The 14,507-nt window shown below is 63.0% G+C and carries 15 protein-coding genes; 8 read left to right on the top strand and 7 right to left on the bottom strand.

The features are described from left to right. Positions 1–146 precede the first annotated feature (146 nt). Complete coding sequence (gene aroC / locus C0V73_RS08250; RefSeq protein ID WP_102019489.1) at positions 147–1,241, top strand: chorismate synthase; 1,095 nt, start codon at positions 147–149, stop codon at positions 1,239–1,241. A gap of 9 nt (positions 1,242–1,250) precedes the next feature. Next, positions 1,251–2,351, top strand: coding sequence for a 3,4-dihydroxy-2-butanone-4-phosphate synthase (gene ribB, locus C0V73_RS08245; RefSeq protein WP_102019488.1), 1,101 nt, complete (start codon positions 1,251–1,253; stop codon positions 2,349–2,351). 285 nt (positions 2,352–2,636) lie between these two features. On the opposite strand, the gene C0V73_RS08240 is transcribed toward ribB, so the two are convergent. The 4 genes from C0V73_RS08240 to C0V73_RS08225 all read right to left on the bottom strand — a co-directional run bounded on the left by C0V73_RS08240 (position 2,637) and on the right by C0V73_RS08225 (position 5,509). Next, positions 2,637–3,335 (bottom strand): RES family NAD+ phosphorylase, encoded by a 699-nt coding sequence (locus C0V73_RS08240; protein ID WP_102019487.1) that lies wholly within the window; start codon positions 3,333–3,335, stop codon positions 2,637–2,639. Beyond that, positions 3,336–3,767, bottom strand: a complete 432-nt coding sequence (locus C0V73_RS08235) for an antitoxin Xre-like helix-turn-helix domain-containing protein (RefSeq protein ID WP_102019486.1) — start codon at positions 3,765–3,767, stop codon at positions 3,336–3,338. It abuts the gene before it with no gap. A gap of 103 nt (positions 3,768–3,870) precedes the next feature. Continuing rightward, positions 3,871–4,287, bottom strand: coding sequence for a GNAT family N-acetyltransferase (locus C0V73_RS08230; RefSeq protein ID WP_102019485.1), 417 nt, complete (start codon positions 4,285–4,287; stop codon positions 3,871–3,873). A 34-nt stretch (positions 4,288–4,321) separates the two neighbouring features. Further along, positions 4,322–5,509 carry a winged helix-turn-helix domain-containing protein gene (locus tag C0V73_RS08225; RefSeq protein WP_102019484.1) on the bottom strand — a complete coding sequence of 396 codons (1,188 nt, stop codon included), beginning with the start codon at positions 5,507–5,509 and terminating at the stop codon, positions 4,322–4,324. Between the two features lie 181 nt (positions 5,510–5,690). Between C0V73_RS08225 and C0V73_RS08220 the strand changes: the two genes are divergently transcribed. From C0V73_RS08220 to C0V73_RS08195, 6 genes are all read left to right on the top strand, one after another. After that, the gene (locus C0V73_RS08220; RefSeq protein ID WP_102019483.1) at positions 5,691–6,371 is read left to right on the top strand and encodes an ABC transporter ATP-binding protein; all 681 of its coding nucleotides are present in this window, start codon (positions 5,691–5,693) and stop codon (positions 6,369–6,371) included. Beyond that, positions 6,365–6,970, top strand: coding sequence for an energy-coupling factor transporter transmembrane protein EcfT (locus tag C0V73_RS08215; protein ID WP_102019482.1), 606 nt, complete (start codon positions 6,365–6,367; stop codon positions 6,968–6,970). Before C0V73_RS08220 ends, C0V73_RS08215 begins: the two co-directional genes overlap by 7 nt. 27 nt (positions 6,971–6,997) lie before the next feature. Beyond that, entirely contained in the window at positions 6,998–7,561 is a 564-nt protein-coding gene (locus tag C0V73_RS08210) for a biotin transporter BioY (protein ID WP_102019481.1), read from the top strand. Between the two features lie 81 nt (positions 7,562–7,642). Continuing rightward, positions 7,643–8,677 (top strand): DUF4424 domain-containing protein, encoded by a 1,035-nt coding sequence (locus tag C0V73_RS08205; RefSeq protein WP_102019480.1) that lies wholly within the window; start codon positions 7,643–7,645, stop codon positions 8,675–8,677. 225 nt (positions 8,678–8,902) lie between these two features. After that, positions 8,903–10,909, top strand: coding sequence for a methyl-accepting chemotaxis protein (locus C0V73_RS08200; RefSeq protein ID WP_102019655.1), 2,007 nt, complete (start codon positions 8,903–8,905; stop codon positions 10,907–10,909). 174 nt (positions 10,910–11,083) lie between these two features. Further along, on the top strand, positions 11,084–12,928 hold the full coding sequence (locus tag C0V73_RS08195) for a methyl-accepting chemotaxis protein (RefSeq protein WP_172450102.1): 1,845 nt from the start codon (positions 11,084–11,086) through the stop codon (positions 12,926–12,928). An 88-nt stretch (positions 12,929–13,016) separates the two neighbouring features. Here C0V73_RS08195 and C0V73_RS08190 read toward each other — a convergent pair whose 3' ends face one another. The 3 genes from C0V73_RS08190 to C0V73_RS08180 form a co-directional block, all read right to left on the bottom strand. Next, positions 13,017–13,274, bottom strand: a complete 258-nt coding sequence (locus tag C0V73_RS08190) for a DUF2188 domain-containing protein (RefSeq protein WP_102019478.1) — start codon at positions 13,272–13,274, stop codon at positions 13,017–13,019. 8 nt (positions 13,275–13,282) lie between these two features. Then, on the bottom strand, positions 13,283–13,690 hold the full coding sequence (locus C0V73_RS08185; RefSeq protein WP_102019654.1) for a hypothetical protein: 408 nt from the start codon (positions 13,688–13,690) through the stop codon (positions 13,283–13,285). A gap of 147 nt (positions 13,691–13,837) precedes the next feature. Next, positions 13,838–14,440: a superoxide dismutase gene (locus C0V73_RS08180; RefSeq protein WP_054148921.1), complete on the bottom strand. Its 603-nt coding sequence runs from the start codon at positions 14,438–14,440 to the stop codon at positions 13,838–13,840. Between the last annotated feature and the right edge of the window lie 67 nt (positions 14,441–14,507).

Here is a 14,507-nt window from a genome sequence, read left to right as displayed (position 1 = left end):
TGGTGACACAGTGTTGTCGCAAATCAGCGGCAACGGGCGCAAAAGCGCTTCACAGAAATTGTGGATTTGCTCTATGAGTGACGCCATCCAAGGCAAGGCCTGCCGGACGATGTTCCGGCAGGAGAGAATGGAACGGTAGCTCACGCATGTCGCACAACACCTTCGGTCACCTCTTCCGCGTCACCACCTGGGGCGAAAGCCACGGGCCGGCGCTCGGCGCTGTTGTCGACGGCTGCCCTCCGGGCGTCCGTTTCGCCCAAGAAGACCTGCAGGTCTTCATGGACAAGCGCAAGCCGGGCCAGTCGCGCTTCGTCACCCAGCGGCGCGAAGACGATATCGTGAAAGTGCTGTCCGGCGTCATGCCGCAGGAAGACGGCACGATGATCACCACGGGCACGCCGGTGTCGCTGTTCATTGAGAACACCGACCAGCGCTCCAAGGATTACGGCGACATTGCCAAGCGCTATCGCCCCGGCCATGCCGACTATACCTATGACCTGAAATACGGGATCCGCGACTATCGCGGCGGCGGACGCTCGTCCGCGCGCGAGACGGCGGCGCGTGTGGCAGCCGGTGCGCTCGCCCGCCTCGCCATGCCTGGCGTCACCATTCGCGGCGCTCTGGTGCAGATCGGCACGCACAAGATAAACCGCGACAACTGGGACTGGGCGCAGGTCGACCAGAACCCGTTTTTCTGCCCTGACGCAGCCATGGTACCCGTCTTCGAGGAGTATCTCGACGGCATCCGCAAGGCCGGCTCCTCCGTCGGCGCTGTGATCGAAGTCGTCGCCGAGGGTGTACCTGCCGGCATCGGCGCACCCGTCTACGGCAAGCTCGACCAAGAGATCGCCTCGGGCCTGATGTCGATCAATGCGGTGAAGGGCGTCGAAGTCGGCAACGGCTTCGAGGCGGCCGAGATCACCGGCGAGGAAAATGCCGACGAGATGCGGATCGGGGCCGACGGCAAGCCCGTCTTCCTGTCGAACCATGCCGGCGGCGTGCTGGGCGGCATTTCGACCGGCGAGCCGATCGTTGCGCGCTTTGCGATCAAGCCGACCTCGTCGATCCTGACCGAGAAGCGCTCGATCGATGCCGATGGCAATGAAGTCGATGTGCGCACCAAGGGCCGGCATGACCCTTGCGTCGGCATCCGCGCCGTGCCTGTCGGCGAGGCGATGCTCGCCTGCATCATTCTCGACCATATCCTGAGAGACCGCGGCCAGAACGGCCGGACCAGATGAGGACTTCCCATGAGCTATGACCAGAAGCGCGTCGTCGAGGCGATCCGCGCCTTTGAAGCAGGCGAAATCGTCGTCGTCACCGACGATGACGGCCGCGAGAACGAAGGGGACCTGATCGTTGCTGCCGTCCACTGCACGGCCGACAAGATGGCCTTCATCGTGCGTCACACCTCGGGCATCGTCTGCACGCCAATGCCGAAGGAAGAGGCCAAGCGCCTGAACCTCTCGGCGATGGTGGCCGAAAACGATAGCGCCCACACCACCGCCTTCACCGTTTCGGTCGATTTCAAGCACGGCACGACGACTGGCATTTCGGCCGACGACCGCACACTGACGGTGCGCAATCTCGCCAACCCGAATGTCGGCCCTGCCGATTTCGTGCGCCCCGGCCACATCTTCCCGCTCGTCGCGCGCGAAGGCGGCGTTCTGATGCGCTCGGGTCATACGGAAGCCGCAGTCGACCTCTGCAAGCTTGCCGGCCTGCCACCGATCGGCGTGATCTGCGAACTCGTCAATGACGACGGCACGGTGACCCGTGGCCAGCAGGTGGCGGACTTTGCCGTCAAGCATGGCTTGAAGCAGGTCTCAGTCGCCGATCTCATCGCCTATCGCCAGCGCAAGGAGACGCTGATCCAGCTCGTCTCCAAGTTCGACCTGCAGACCCCTTATGGTCCGGCGATGGCCTATGCCTATTCGCTTCCCTGGGATCCGATGCAGCATCTGGCTGTCGTCTTCGGCGATATCCGGGACGGCGAAGACATTCCGGTGCGCCTGCATCTCGAGCATGTCGGTCAGGACGTCTTCGGCACCAACCGGCAGGTCGACGGCATCATGAAGCGGATCGCCGACAAGGGGCGCGGCGTGATCGTCTATCTGCGCGAAGGCTCGGTCGGCGTGGGCGTATCGACCACCGCGCGTGGCGGCAAGCATGACCGCGAAGATCATTCGGAGGCCCAGGCCCGCGAGAGCGAATGGCTGGAAATCGGTCTTGGCGCGCAGATCCTCAAGGATCTCGGCGTCACCTCGATCCGGCTCTTCTCATCGCGCGAACGCCATTACGTGGGTCTTGAAGGGTTCGGGATTCGCATTGCTGCGACCGAGATCGTCTGAGGCTTGGTGGGTCTTTCTTGATCCATTGATGCCGTGGCGGCGACTTACAGCCGCCTGATCACCCCATCCCGGAACTTCGATCCGACCCTTCCCCTTCAAGGGGAGGGTGGGTTGCCGCAGGGCTCTTGCCGACCTTCCAGCATGTCGCCGCCGCAAGCAGCGGCCACCCACCTCCCCTCTTGAGGGGGGAGGTCGACGCGCGGCGGCGGGTGGGGGTGACCCGGGTGCCGTGGGCACGCCAAAAGGCTCAGAGGCGTAATCCTCCCACACAGACGTAGAATACGATCAAGACCCGATCGGCCCCTCGACCACCGGCTCCGGCCTGCCCTTCCAGCTCAGCCGCCAGACATCACCCTGGCGGACAGACTGAACGGCGGCGGGACGCAGGATGGCGAAGCAGGTGCCGCCTTGATGGCGGACGGAAGGGTAGATGATGCCGTTCAGGCCTGCCCGTCTTGCCTCGAGCGCCAGGTGGTTTCCTTGCGGGTAGCCGATAGACTTGTCCGGCGACAGCGCCGGATGACCGGGCGCATCGCTCAGGTCGAGAAAGGCGCCGGAGACGCTGCAGACCATCTCGGCATAGTCTGCCACCGCCTGAAAGACGCCGGTGCGGGCCAGAAATTCCGTCATGTGAAAGGTGATTTCGGCGAGGCAGGTCTCGACCGCAAGCGCTGCATACCAGGCACCGCGCGTTTCGCCATTGAAGCGATTGGCCTCGCGGGGCTTGGCATAGGCGAAGCTCGCATTGATGAAATGGGCATGGGGCACGTCGTAGACAAGTTCGTTGGCCGCAAGATCGGAAATGCCGGTCGCCTGCGCCTGCATGCGGCTCGAGGTGGCGGCTTCGATTTCGGCAAGCTCGGCCAGTTCTTCAGCGGTATCGGCGAGCGGGGCCAGCACCGGTTCGCGCAGGCGCGCGGTGGAGACGAGGCGCACGGTCCGCGGATAAGCAACCGTCGAGACCGGCAGACCGGCGATCTGCACTCAGAGCCCCCCGCGCACGGCGTCGACGTAGCGGCGAACCTCGAGCATGTGGGGAATGCCACCCTCGATCATGGCGGCGACAGGGGTACGGCGATCAAAGAGCGGGCCAGAGTTTTCGAGGCTCGGCCAGCGATCGGCCATGGCATCGAGGAAGAGCAGATGCAGCGCTTTGTAGATGCCCAGAAGCGCCGAGATCCGGGTCATCTGATCCTGGCTCAGTGTTTTCGTCACGCTCTCCGGCTTCAACCGCTCCCAGGTGCTGAGGGAGACCCCGAGCAAGGCGGCCGCCTGCTGGCTGGTCAAGTCCCACTGCACCACGAGACGACGGAATGCCTTCAGCGCTGCGGCCGAGAGCCGCTTGCGGTCCGCCTCGGAGGCAAAACCTTGCGAGACTGCGAATGGAGCAGTGTGGCGTTCTGCGGTGTTCAGCACACGAGAGATCCTTCAGATGACATAGCAAATATATGTCATCTGAAGGTATTTACAAGCTTGGGTAATTGGAAGGCGATCTTATGGGTGTGCGGCCGACTGGCCGCTAGACCACCCGACGCGCCATGCCGACAGAGCGTGGGGCTGTCTCATTGAAGCCGAACTGTGAATAGAGGCGGTTGGCGGGGACGTCGGCGATCAGGCTGACATAGGCCGACTTCGGCAAGGTGGCGATGAAGTCGGAGAGCGCCGCCATGATCTGCTTTGCGAGGCCCCTGCCCTGATGATCCGGCAGGATGGCGATGTCGGTGGCCTGAAAGAAGCAGCCGCCGTCGCCGATGATGCGGCCCATGCCGACCGTTTCTTCGCCAAGCATCAGGCAGACGCCGAAGATGGAATTGGGCAGACCCTTTTCGGCGGCTTCACGGGAAAAGGGCGTGAGGCCGGATTGCAGGCGCAGGCGCATGTAGTCGTCGATGGCGGGCACGCGGGGTTCGATGCGGTAGGCACTGTTGTCGGTCACGTCGGATCTTTCTGTCTTAGGTGTTTGGGTTTGTTCAGCCGAGCCAGCCGGGCTGCAGGCGCACGGCTTCCATGCCGGCGAAGCGGGCGACACGCTGGAGTTCTGCCTCCAGCTTCTCCAGACGGCCGGCGCTCGGCTTGACGCCCGGCTCCAGCCAGAGGCGGCGGACATCGAGTACACCTTCCTTGCGCTCGGCCTTCATGTCGATGCGGCCGATCAATCGGTCGCCTTCGAGCAGCGGAAAGACATAATAGCCGTATTGGCGCTTCGGCTCGGGCACGAAGACCTCGATGCGGTAGAAGAATCCGAAAAGGCGTTCGGTGCGGTTTCGGTCGCGGATCAGGGGATCGAAGGGTGAGAGGACACGGATGCGGCCCGGGGGCTCGGGGGCGTCGAGCAGTGCAGGCGCCTGAGATGCGAAGGCGAAGGAGGCGCGCGGTTTCCCGTCAACGGTTTCGAGCAGCAGCTCTTCCAACTCGTCGCGATGCGCCATGACCCAGGCCTTGGCTTCATTCGGCGTGACGATGTCGAAGAAGGCGGCGATCTCGCCTGACGTAGCAAAGCCGAGGCGGCTGAGGGCTGCCCGGCAGGCCCAGTCGACGAAGGTCTCGTGGTCGACTTCGGCTGCGTGATGGTCGGCCGGGATTACGCGTTCAGCGAGGTCATAGACTTTCTGAAAACCCTCGCGCCGCGCGATCGCAAGCTTGCCGGTGTGCCAGAGGAATTCGAGTGCGGTCTTCGACGGATGCCAGTTCCACCAGCCGCCGGACTTGTGGTCCTCGGCCTTTACATCCCGCGCCATGACCGGGCCATGGTCACGGATACGGGCATAAGTCTCCTCGAAGGCCTGGTCGAAGCCCTCCCCCTGCCATCTCGCCCAGTTCTGCCGAATGCGCTCCTCGCGGCGGACGAAGCGGTGTTTCCAGTAGGGGAAGAAGGCCGAGGGGATGATCGAGGCATCATGCGTCCAGTGCTCGAACAGCGAGCGGTCTTTCTCGGCCAGATGGGCCAGATCGGACTGGCGATAGGTCTGGTTGCGGGAAAAGAGAATCTGGTGATGCGCCCGCTCGACCCACTGGATGCTGTCGACCTGGACGAAGCCGAGATCGTGGATCAGGTCATAGAGCCCCTCGCGCCCGAGCGCCTTCGTCGGCGAGCGGGACAGGCCCTGCCGTTCGAGGAAGATTTTTCGCGCCAGCGTGTTGGGGACCGGAATCGACATGGCATCAGGCTAGGACATGTTCGCGGTTTGTTCAATCGTTGAATATCGGAGGTTGTGGATTACGGGTGCTGTTGATGGCAGAGGGCAGCCCCGCCCCGCTAGCGGGTCGGGTTGATGACCTCTGGCACCGCCATCCTCGTCGGTCTATAGGATCACAAACTGCCCTCGGAGACCCGACATCTTGCATATCCGCTTCGATAACGCAGACCTGCGCTTCGGCGATCGCGTGGCGCTTCAGCCGCTCTCGCTGTCGCTTGTCGAGCCGCGTATCGGGGTGATCGGGCTGAATGGTTCCGGCAAGACGAGTTTTGCGCGCCTTGTTGCGGGTCTCGCCAAGCCGTCATCGGGCAAGGTGACGCTGGATGGACTGGATACCGTCACCGACGAAAAGGCAGCGCGGGCGAAGACGGGGTTTATCTTCCAGAACCCCGGCAACCAGATCATCCTGCCTGTCATCCGCGACGACATCGCGCTCGGGCCCCAGTCGCGGGGGCTTCATGCCACGGAAGTGGATCGGCTGGTGGACGAGGCGCTGGCTCGCTTCGGCATCAGCGATCTCGGACCGCGGCGGCCGCATGAGCTATCGGGCGGGGAGTTGCAGCTTGCGGCGCTTGCCGCCGTCTGCGTCAACAGGCCTGACGTCGTCATCTTCGACGAGCCGACAAACCAGCTTGATCTCAAGAACCGCGCCCGGGTGAAGGCCGCGATCGAGGGGCTTGGCGAACAGGCCGTAGTCATCAGCCACGACCTCGAGCTCGTTGCGGATTTCTCCCGCGTGCTGGTCTTCCATCAGGGGGCGCTCGCGTTCGACGGTCAAGGAGGCGACGCCATCGCCCGCTACCGGGAGATCGCCGGATGCTGACGAGCCTGCATGTCGAGGGGCAAAGCCTCCTGCATCGCATCCCGGTGAAGCCGAAGCTTTTCGGTTTGATGGCCTTTGGGCTGGCGCTCTATTTCGTTGACCAGCCAGTCATGCTCGGGGCGGCCCTGTTGCTGACCGGTCTGGTCTACCTCTCCACGGGTGTCGGACTGTCCGAGGGCTTCAAGCGGCTCCGGCCTGTGCTGTTCACGATCGCCTTTCTGGCGGCGGTCAATCTCCTGCTGCTGTCGCCGCTTGAGGCGCTGATCACGACGCTCAGGCTCATTGCGATCTTGTTTATGGCCGCAGCCGTGACAGCTTCCACGACGATTGCCGACTTCATGGGAGCGGTCACCGATCTCGCCCGACCGCTGGAGCGGCTCGGCCTCATGAAGGCCGCCGATCTCGGGCTGGCGCTTGGGCTGGTGCTGCGTTTCGTGCCGGAGATTGCGGGACGCTACGAGGCGCTGAAGGAGGCGCATGCGGCGCGCGGCATCCCGGTGAAGCTGTCGCGCATGCTCGGGCCGCTCATCATTTCGACGTTGAAGGATGCCGATCGGATCGCGGAGGCGATTGACGCGCGCGGCATTCGGGGCCAGTAACGGGGCGATCTTTTTCGGGGACCTTTCATGACCACCAGAGACCTAGTGCTCGCCGCACTGTTCACCGCCATCATCATCGTGCTCGGCTTCATTCCGCCCGTGCCGATCCCGCTGCTGCCGGTTCCGATCACGGCCCAGTCGATGGGCGTCATGCTCGCCGGCTGCATCATCGGTGCCAAGCGCGGAGCGCTGTCTTACGCGCTGCTCGTCGTGCTCGTCGCCGTCGGCCTTCCCGTGCTGTCGGGCGGTCGCGGCGGTCTCAACGTGCTGATGGGGCCGACCGGCGGCTATATCTTCGGCTGGATCATCGGTGCCTTCGTCACCGGCTTCCTCGCGGAAAAGCTCGTGCGCGAGGGCCAGTCGGCCGTCAAGCAGATGACCGGCTTCTTCGTCGCCAGCGTCGTCGGCGGTATAGGTATCGTCTATCTCTGCGGCATGCCGTGGCTCTCGGTCGTGGCCGGCACGCCTTTCGACAAGGTGGTCCTCGGCTCGCTCGCCTTCATCCCGGGCGATCTGGTCAAGGCCGCGATCGCGACACTTGCAGCCCGCGCCGTGATCGTTGGCTATCCGCTTCTGCCGGCTCGCGCGTAACACCCAGAAAGCGTCGTTCAAGAATCGAAATGCCACCGCTAAGGTGGCATTTTCCGTTTTGGGTTCTGGGGGATTTGAACCGTGACGACGTCGACGACTGCCAAACTGATTTTCGCCTGCGCTTTCCAGGCTCTTGCCGCCACGTCCACGATGGCAAACGATTCCATGGCCACTCTCGAGGCAGGCGGCCTGGTGTTCACGCGCAGCGAAGAGATCACCATGGCGAAGGAAGATCTCTACATCTCGCCGGAAAAGGTGGAGGTGAAATATCTCTACCGCAACACCAGCGACAAGCCGGTCAACACCATCGTCGCCTTCCCCATGCCGAAGATCGGCGGGCCGGTGGAGATCATGTCGGCGGTGCCGGACGAGCAGAGCGACAACTTCATGGACTTCTCCGTGGTCCAGGACGGTGAGGCGATCGAGCCGAACCTGCAGCAGCGCGTGCTGGTGCGCGGCATCGACTTTACCGCTGATGTCGAAGAACAGGAGATCCCGCTGCAGCCGCTTCTGAAGGAGACGACGGAAGCGCTGAAGACGCTGGAGCCCGATGTAATCAAGGGCTGGCTGGCCAAGGGACTGATCGTCGACCTGAACTACGGGATGGGCGGCACATCCGAGCCGGAATACGTTCCCGTCTGGGAGCTTGAATCCATCTACTGGTGGGAGACGACCTTCCCGGCCGGTGCCGAGGTCGAGGTCGAGCACCGCTATCGCCCGAGCGTCGGCGGAAGCGCTGGTCTCGTCTTCATGTGGGACGGCAAGCCTTCCGATTCCTATGCCGACTACCAGAAGCGCTACTGTGTCGACGAAGACTTCCTCAACGCCGCGATCAAGCTCGAAAAGAAGCAGAACCCCGATGCCGGCGTCTATTATTTCGAACAATGGCTCTCCTACATCCTGACGACCGGAAACAACTGGTACGGGCCGATCGGCGACTTCCACCTGACCGTCGACAAGCTGAATGAGGATTCGATCGTCAGCTTCTGCGGGGAAGGCGTGAAGAAGACAGGGCCGACCACCTTCGAAATGCGCGCCAAGGACTATTATCCCTCGAACGATCTCAACATCCTGCTGGTCGTTACGAACAAGGTGGCGACGCAGGACCAACCGTAACAGTTGCGTTTGCGATCGAAATTCACGCATCAGGCAAATTCGCGGATGATCTGGTAACGGCTTGTAAAATCGTTTCGAAGAGGATCCCGGCTGATCGGTCGTTTCCGGTGTCCCCCTGAGCGCTCCATGACGGAGACGCAAACGCCCGAACGGATCATGTCACCGCTGCATCGCGACGCCGGGTCTCCGGCCGTCTGCCCATTTCGCGCGCCCGAAAGTCACGACATGTTTCTCAACAACCTTTCTCTCAGCAAGAAGCTGATCCTTACCTTTTGCACCATTATGGCCGGATGTTTCCTGGCCTCTGTCGTCGTCTTCGTCCAGGCTTATACGGCAAAGACCACGCTGATCGAACAGGACCGGGCACAACGCATCGTCAACCTCGTCGATGCGGCGACCACTGCCATGGCCGAGCAGGCGGCCAACGAACGCGGCTATCTGCTGTTCGGCAGCGAAAGCACGCTGGCGGCGGTTGCGACAGAGCGTAAGGCGCTCGAGGCCGCCCTTGCCGAAGCCCGCACGCTTGCCGGCAATGACAGCGCGCTCACCGCGCGTTTGGATGCCATGCGCGCTGCCGCAGACGCCTATGCCACCAAAGTGGCCGATCCACAGATCGCCGCCCGCAAGGCGGGGAAGACAGCCGTTGAAGACATCGCCGCGATCGGCACCTCTGACGCGACCGGTGCCCTCGATACGTTCCGGGCTGCCGCCACGGATATCAAGGGCGTGCTGGCCACCGAAACGGCTGCGACCCGCGCGCGGCTCGAGGCTGCACACTTGGCGCTGGAACTGGCGCTGGTGCTGGGTGCCGGTGTTGCCGGTGTGTTTGCCGTCGGCCTGATCTGGCTGCTTGCCCGTTCTATCGTCACGCCGATCACCGGCATGACCAATGCCATGACGCGGCTCGCAGCCGGCGACCACGCCGTGGATGTGCCGGCTGTCGACCGTGGCGATGAAGTGGGCCGCATGGCCAAGGCCGTGCTGGTCTTCAAGGATGCCGCGATCGAGAGCGCGCGCATGTCCGACGAGCGCCGCACCCTGCGCGAACAGGCCGAGGCCGACCGTCAGCGGGCGGAAGCCGAAAAGGCCTGCGAGGCCGAGGAAGTCCGCTTTGCCATGACCGAACTGGCACAGGGGCTTTCGGCGCTGTCCGACGGTGACGTGGTGTTTCGCCTGGAGAAAGCCTTCGCGCCGCATCTCGACAGCCTGCGGGGGAACTTCAACGAGTCGCTCGAGAAGTTGCATGCGGCGCTGAGAACAGTGGGTGCCAATGCGCAGGCGATCCATGCCGGCGCGGCCGAGATCCGCTCTTCGGCCGACGATCTTGCAAAGCGGACCGAGCAACAGGCGGCCTCTGTCGAGGAAACCGCTGCCGCCGTCGAGCAGGTCACCAAGACCGTGCGCGACACCGCCAAGCGCGCCGAAGATGTCGGGCAGCTGGTCGAGAGCACGCGGTCCGGCGCCGAGCGCTCCGGCGAGGTCGTGCGCAATGCCGTGTCTGCCATGACCGAGATCGAGCAGTCTTCCCAGTCGATCTCCAACATCATCGGCGTGATCGAGGATATTGCCTTCCAGACCAATCTGCTGGCGCTGAATGCGGGCGTCGAGGCTGCGCGCGCCGGAGAGGCGGGGAAGGGCTTTGCGGTCGTTGCCCAGGAAGTGCGGGAGCTCGCTCAGCGCTCAGCCAATGCCGCAAAGGAGATCAAGGCGCTGATCTCGAAATCGACCGCTCAGGTCGGCAATGGCGTGGCACTCGTCGGTGAGACCGGCACGGAACTCGAGAAGATCGTCAGCGCGGTGCAGGAAATCAGCCACCACGTTGGCGCGATCGTGGTTGCGGCGCGCGAACAGTCGACCGGCTTGCAGGAGATCAATCTCGCCGTCACCGCCATGGACCAGGGCACGCAGCAGAATGCGGCCATGGTCGAGGAGCAGACGGCCGCCTCGCATACGCTGGCAGCGGAAGCAGACTCGCTGAACACGCTGCTTGCGCAGTTCCGGCTTGGCCAGTCTGTTGCAGCACCTGCAGGGAAAATGACGCAGCATCGTGTAGCCGCACCTTCACCCGCCCCTGCTCGCCAGCCTGCTCTCCGTCAGCCGGCCGCGGCTTCCGCTTCGCATAACCCGGCCCCCTCACCTGCCCGGGCACTGGCCGGCAAACTCGGCCGGGCATTCGGCATGGGGTCTGCGGCACCCGCCGAACCGGCAAAGCAGGACTGGACGGAATTTTGATTTCAAGGCCGGGCTGCGAAGCCCGGCGGCCTCCCGCAGGCGTGTCTTTATCCTCAATGAGGCTTTAAGAAATACTGCAAAATTTAGCGGTTCTTGCTCAAAGAATTAACGATATTTCGCCATCCTGCCGCGATTGACGGGGCCGTACCAGCGGCCGTGGGGATGGGACAAACTATGCTGAATTCGTTGAAGAAAATACCGCTCTCGGTGCAGATGGTGCTCGGGATCGGGATCGCGGTGGCCGCCATACAGGCAGGCACCGCAGCCTATGAAATTTCCGCCGAGCGGCTGAGCCTGACGGACAAGGCGGCCATGCGCGGCGACGCTGCACTTGATATGCTTGAGTCCGTGCATACGCAGGCCATGTTGAACCGCAAGGAAGTTGGCGAAGACGATCCGGCAATCGAGACGCTCGATGGGACGATGGAGCAGTTCTCCAATGCCGGCGGCAGCGTCAAGATCTGGCTGGTGATGGGCCCGAAGGTCATCGACTTCCAGAGGGCGCAAGGAGAAACCGAGTTCGAGAGCCCCCGTGACGCGCTCGACCAACAGACGATCGACAAGCTGCAGACGCTGAACAGTCTTGAAGGCGAGACTTTCCGCATGACCCGCCCGGTCGTGCTGGGACAGGGCAGCGCTTCGGACGAGAAGTGCGCGGCCTGTCATACCGCACAGATGAATATCCAGCCAGGAGAGGTCATCGGCGTCTACAGCGCCGAGGTCAATCTGGCCCCGGAACTCGCCGCCTGGCGCGACAATGTCTGGACGCGGGTGTGGATGGGCGCCGGCGCGATCGGCCTGATGATCGCACTCGTGGTCGCCATGCTGCGCATCACGGCCATCAACCCGCTTCGCAACCTGACCCAGGCGACGGAAAAGCTTGCGGGCGGTCACCTCGACATCGAGATCGAAAATCGCGAGCGGCGCGACGAGCTTGGTATCATGGCCCGAGCGCTCGAAGTCTTCCGTGACAATCTGCGACGCAACAAGGCCTTGGAATCCGAAGCGGACCAGGCCCGGCAAAAGGCCGAGGCGCACCGTCTCGAAGTCGAGCGCCGCGCCGAGGACGAGGCGGCCGAACGGCTGCGTGTGGCCACGGCCGGACTTGCCGGCGGGCTTCGTCGTCTCGCGACCGGTGATCTCGCCTTCCAGATCGAGCAGCCCTTTGCCGAGAGCTTCGAGGCGCTGCGGCATGACTTCAACTCGTCTGTTCGAGAACTTGCAGCCACGATGGACATGATCCGCCAGACGGCAGGGATTATCGATGGTGGTAGCGCGACCATCGCCGGTGGCGCACGGGACCTCGCCCGCCGAACCGAAAGCCAGGCGGCATCGCTTGAGCAGACCGCCGCGTCGCTGAAGGAAATCAACGCGACCGTTGCTGCCGCCAACCAGCGGGTGGCGGAAGCGCAGACCGTTGCCAAGAAGGCCAATGGCAGCGCGCTCACCTCCGGCAAGGTGGTGACCGAGGCGGAAGAGGCGATGCATCGCATCGAGGAAAGCGCCCAGCAGATCTCCAACATCATTGGCGTGATTGACGAGATTGCCTTCCAGACCAACCTCCTGGCACTGAATGCCGGTGTCGAGGCCGCCCGTGCTGGCGAAGCCGGCAAGGGTTTCGCTGTGGTGGCCCAGGAGGTCCGCGAGCTCGCCCAGCGTTCTGCGAATGCGGCAAAGGAGATCAAGACACTGATCCAGAACTCCACGTCTCAGGTGGAGAACGGCGTGCGCCTCGTGCATGGGACGGGTGAGACCTTGCTGGAAATCGGGGCCCTGATCCAGACGATGAACGAGCACATGGACGCGATCGCCGACTTCACCCAGGATCAGGCGAGCAATCTGCGCGATATCGGCGGGGCGGTCGACACACTCGACATCGTCACCCAGCAGAACGCACAGGTCTCCGAACAGTCGAGCAATGAAGCAAACAGGCTTGCTACAGAGGCTGGCTCGCTCAGCCAGATGATCCAGCGTTTCAAGCTGCCATCAAAAAGTGACGGACACCGCCGGGCCGCGTGACAGGCGTCATAGTCGGCACATTAAAATGAGAAAGCCCGCGGCTTGCGCCACGGGCTTTCCGTTGGCCTGAACTCAAAAACGATCAGGCTTACCGGTCGTCTTCGACATCATCGACGACGTCCGTCATGGGGCGGTCCGCACCGTCCGCATGTTCGTGGATCCACTCGCCTTCGGCATTCTGCCAGCTGATTTCGGCATCGCCATCGGTCAGTTGCTGGGCGCCTGCGGCTTTGCGGGCTGCAGCCACCGCTTCGTCGTGCGTCGGGTATGGTTCCGAATAGACGTTGCCCAAACGGTAGGCATAACCTTCGTCATGTTCCACGACGTGATAGGTCACCTTGACCATGGCTGGTCTCAGTTCCAGCGCCAGCGGCTGTCACGGGCCGGCGGAGTGGAATTGGCAAGCAGGTAACCGACGACACCGCCGACGATGCCGAGCGTGATCAGGCCAGCCGAGGTGGCGGCAGCCGGATGACGGCGAACGACGCCAGCGACCGTGTCTGCGCCTTCGCGGGCATAGTCAGCCACGACATGGGCCGTGCGGGTTGCGCCGTTGACCACGTCAGATGCGCGGTTGCGGATGTCATCGCGATCGTAGCCGGTGACGGAAGAGGCCGCGCGGCCTGCTTCGTCCAGCGCTTCGGAGGCGCGGTTGCGCACGTTGCGGCTGCTGCGGCCTGCTTCGCGGCTGATCATGTCCTTGAGATCATTCATCTGTTCGCGCAGTTCACGAAGTTCTGCCTGGAGGTTGGAAGACGCCATGGTGAAACCCTTTCCGTTGTTCGTGGTGTTGCCGAAGAAACGTTGCGAATGCCGGATGGTTCCATTTGCAGAATGTCTGCCCGCGTCTGAAACGAAAAACGCCCGGTGCGAGGCACCGGGCGTCAAAAAGCGAATTGTGCTGGACGATTACTTCGTCGCGGCTTCGTACATTTCCAGGACGTAATCCCAGTTGATCAGGCTGTCGACGAAGGCTTCGAGGTACTTCGGGCGCGCGTTGCGGTAGTCGATGTAATAGGAGTGTTCCCAGACGTCGACGCCGAGGATCGGCGATGCGCCGTGGATCAGCGGGCTTTCGCCGTTCGGGGTCTTGGAGATTTCGAGCTTGCCGTCCTTGACGGAGAGCCAGGCCCAGCCGGAGCCGAACTGGGTGGTGCCGGCAGCGACGAAATCGGCCTTGAACTTGTCGTAGCCGCCGAGGTCGCTGTCGACTGCAGCCTGCAGCTTGCCAGGAAGCTTGTTGCCGCCGCCATCCTTCTTCATCCAGTTCCAGAAGTGGATGTGGTTGTAGTGCTGGCCGGCATTGTTGAAGAGGCCGGCATTCTTGCCATAGGACTGCTTGACTACTTCCTCGAGCGACAGGCCTTCGAGGCCCGAATCCTTCAGGAGGTTGTTGCCGTTGGTCACATAGGCCTGGTGGTGCTTGTCGTGGTGAAACTCGAGCGTTTCAGCCGACATGAACGGTGCCAGCGAGTCGTAAGCATACGGGAGGGCGGGCAATTCGAAGGCCATGTGAGATCTCCTTTTGGCAAATGGATTGCGTTTTGGCAGGTGACGGGAACATAGGTGCGGAACATCG

Source organism: Rhizobium sp. TH135, from assembly GCF_002855515.1.
Classification (GTDB): Bacteria; Pseudomonadota; Alphaproteobacteria; order Rhizobiales; family Rhizobiaceae; genus Allorhizobium.
This window is presented reverse-complemented; position numbering and strand designations above follow the sequence as displayed.

Bases quoted from the DNA above. Each gene is read 5' to 3' on its own strand.
- aroC (WP_102019489.1), top strand. From the start codon at position 147: ATGTCGCACAACACCTTCGGTCACCTCTTCCGCGTCACCACCTGGGGC.
- ribB (WP_102019488.1), top strand. From the start codon at position 1,251: ATGAGCTATGACCAGAAGCGCGTCGTCGAGGCGATCCGCGCCTTTGAA.
- C0V73_RS08225 (WP_102019484.1), bottom strand. From the start codon at position 5,509: ATGTCGATTCCGGTCCCCAACACGCTGGCGCGAAAAATCTTCCTCGAA.
- C0V73_RS08215 (WP_102019482.1), top strand. From the start codon at position 6,365: ATGCTGACGAGCCTGCATGTCGAGGGGCAAAGCCTCCTGCATCGCATC.
- C0V73_RS08210 (WP_102019481.1), top strand. From the start codon at position 6,998: ATGACCACCAGAGACCTAGTGCTCGCCGCACTGTTCACCGCCATCATC.
- C0V73_RS08200 (WP_102019655.1), top strand. From the start codon at position 8,903: ATGTTTCTCAACAACCTTTCTCTCAGCAAGAAGCTGATCCTTACCTTT.
- C0V73_RS08195 (WP_172450102.1), top strand. From the start codon at position 11,084: ATGCTGAATTCGTTGAAGAAAATACCGCTCTCGGTGCAGATGGTGCTC.
- C0V73_RS08190 (WP_102019478.1), bottom strand. From the start codon at position 13,274: ATGGTCAAGGTGACCTATCACGTCGTGGAACATGACGAAGGTTATGCC.
- C0V73_RS08185 (WP_102019654.1), bottom strand. From the start codon at position 13,690: ATGGCGTCTTCCAACCTCCAGGCAGAACTTCGTGAACTGCGCGAACAG.
- C0V73_RS08180 (WP_054148921.1), bottom strand. From the start codon at position 14,440: ATGGCCTTCGAATTGCCCGCCCTCCCGTATGCTTACGACTCGCTGGCA.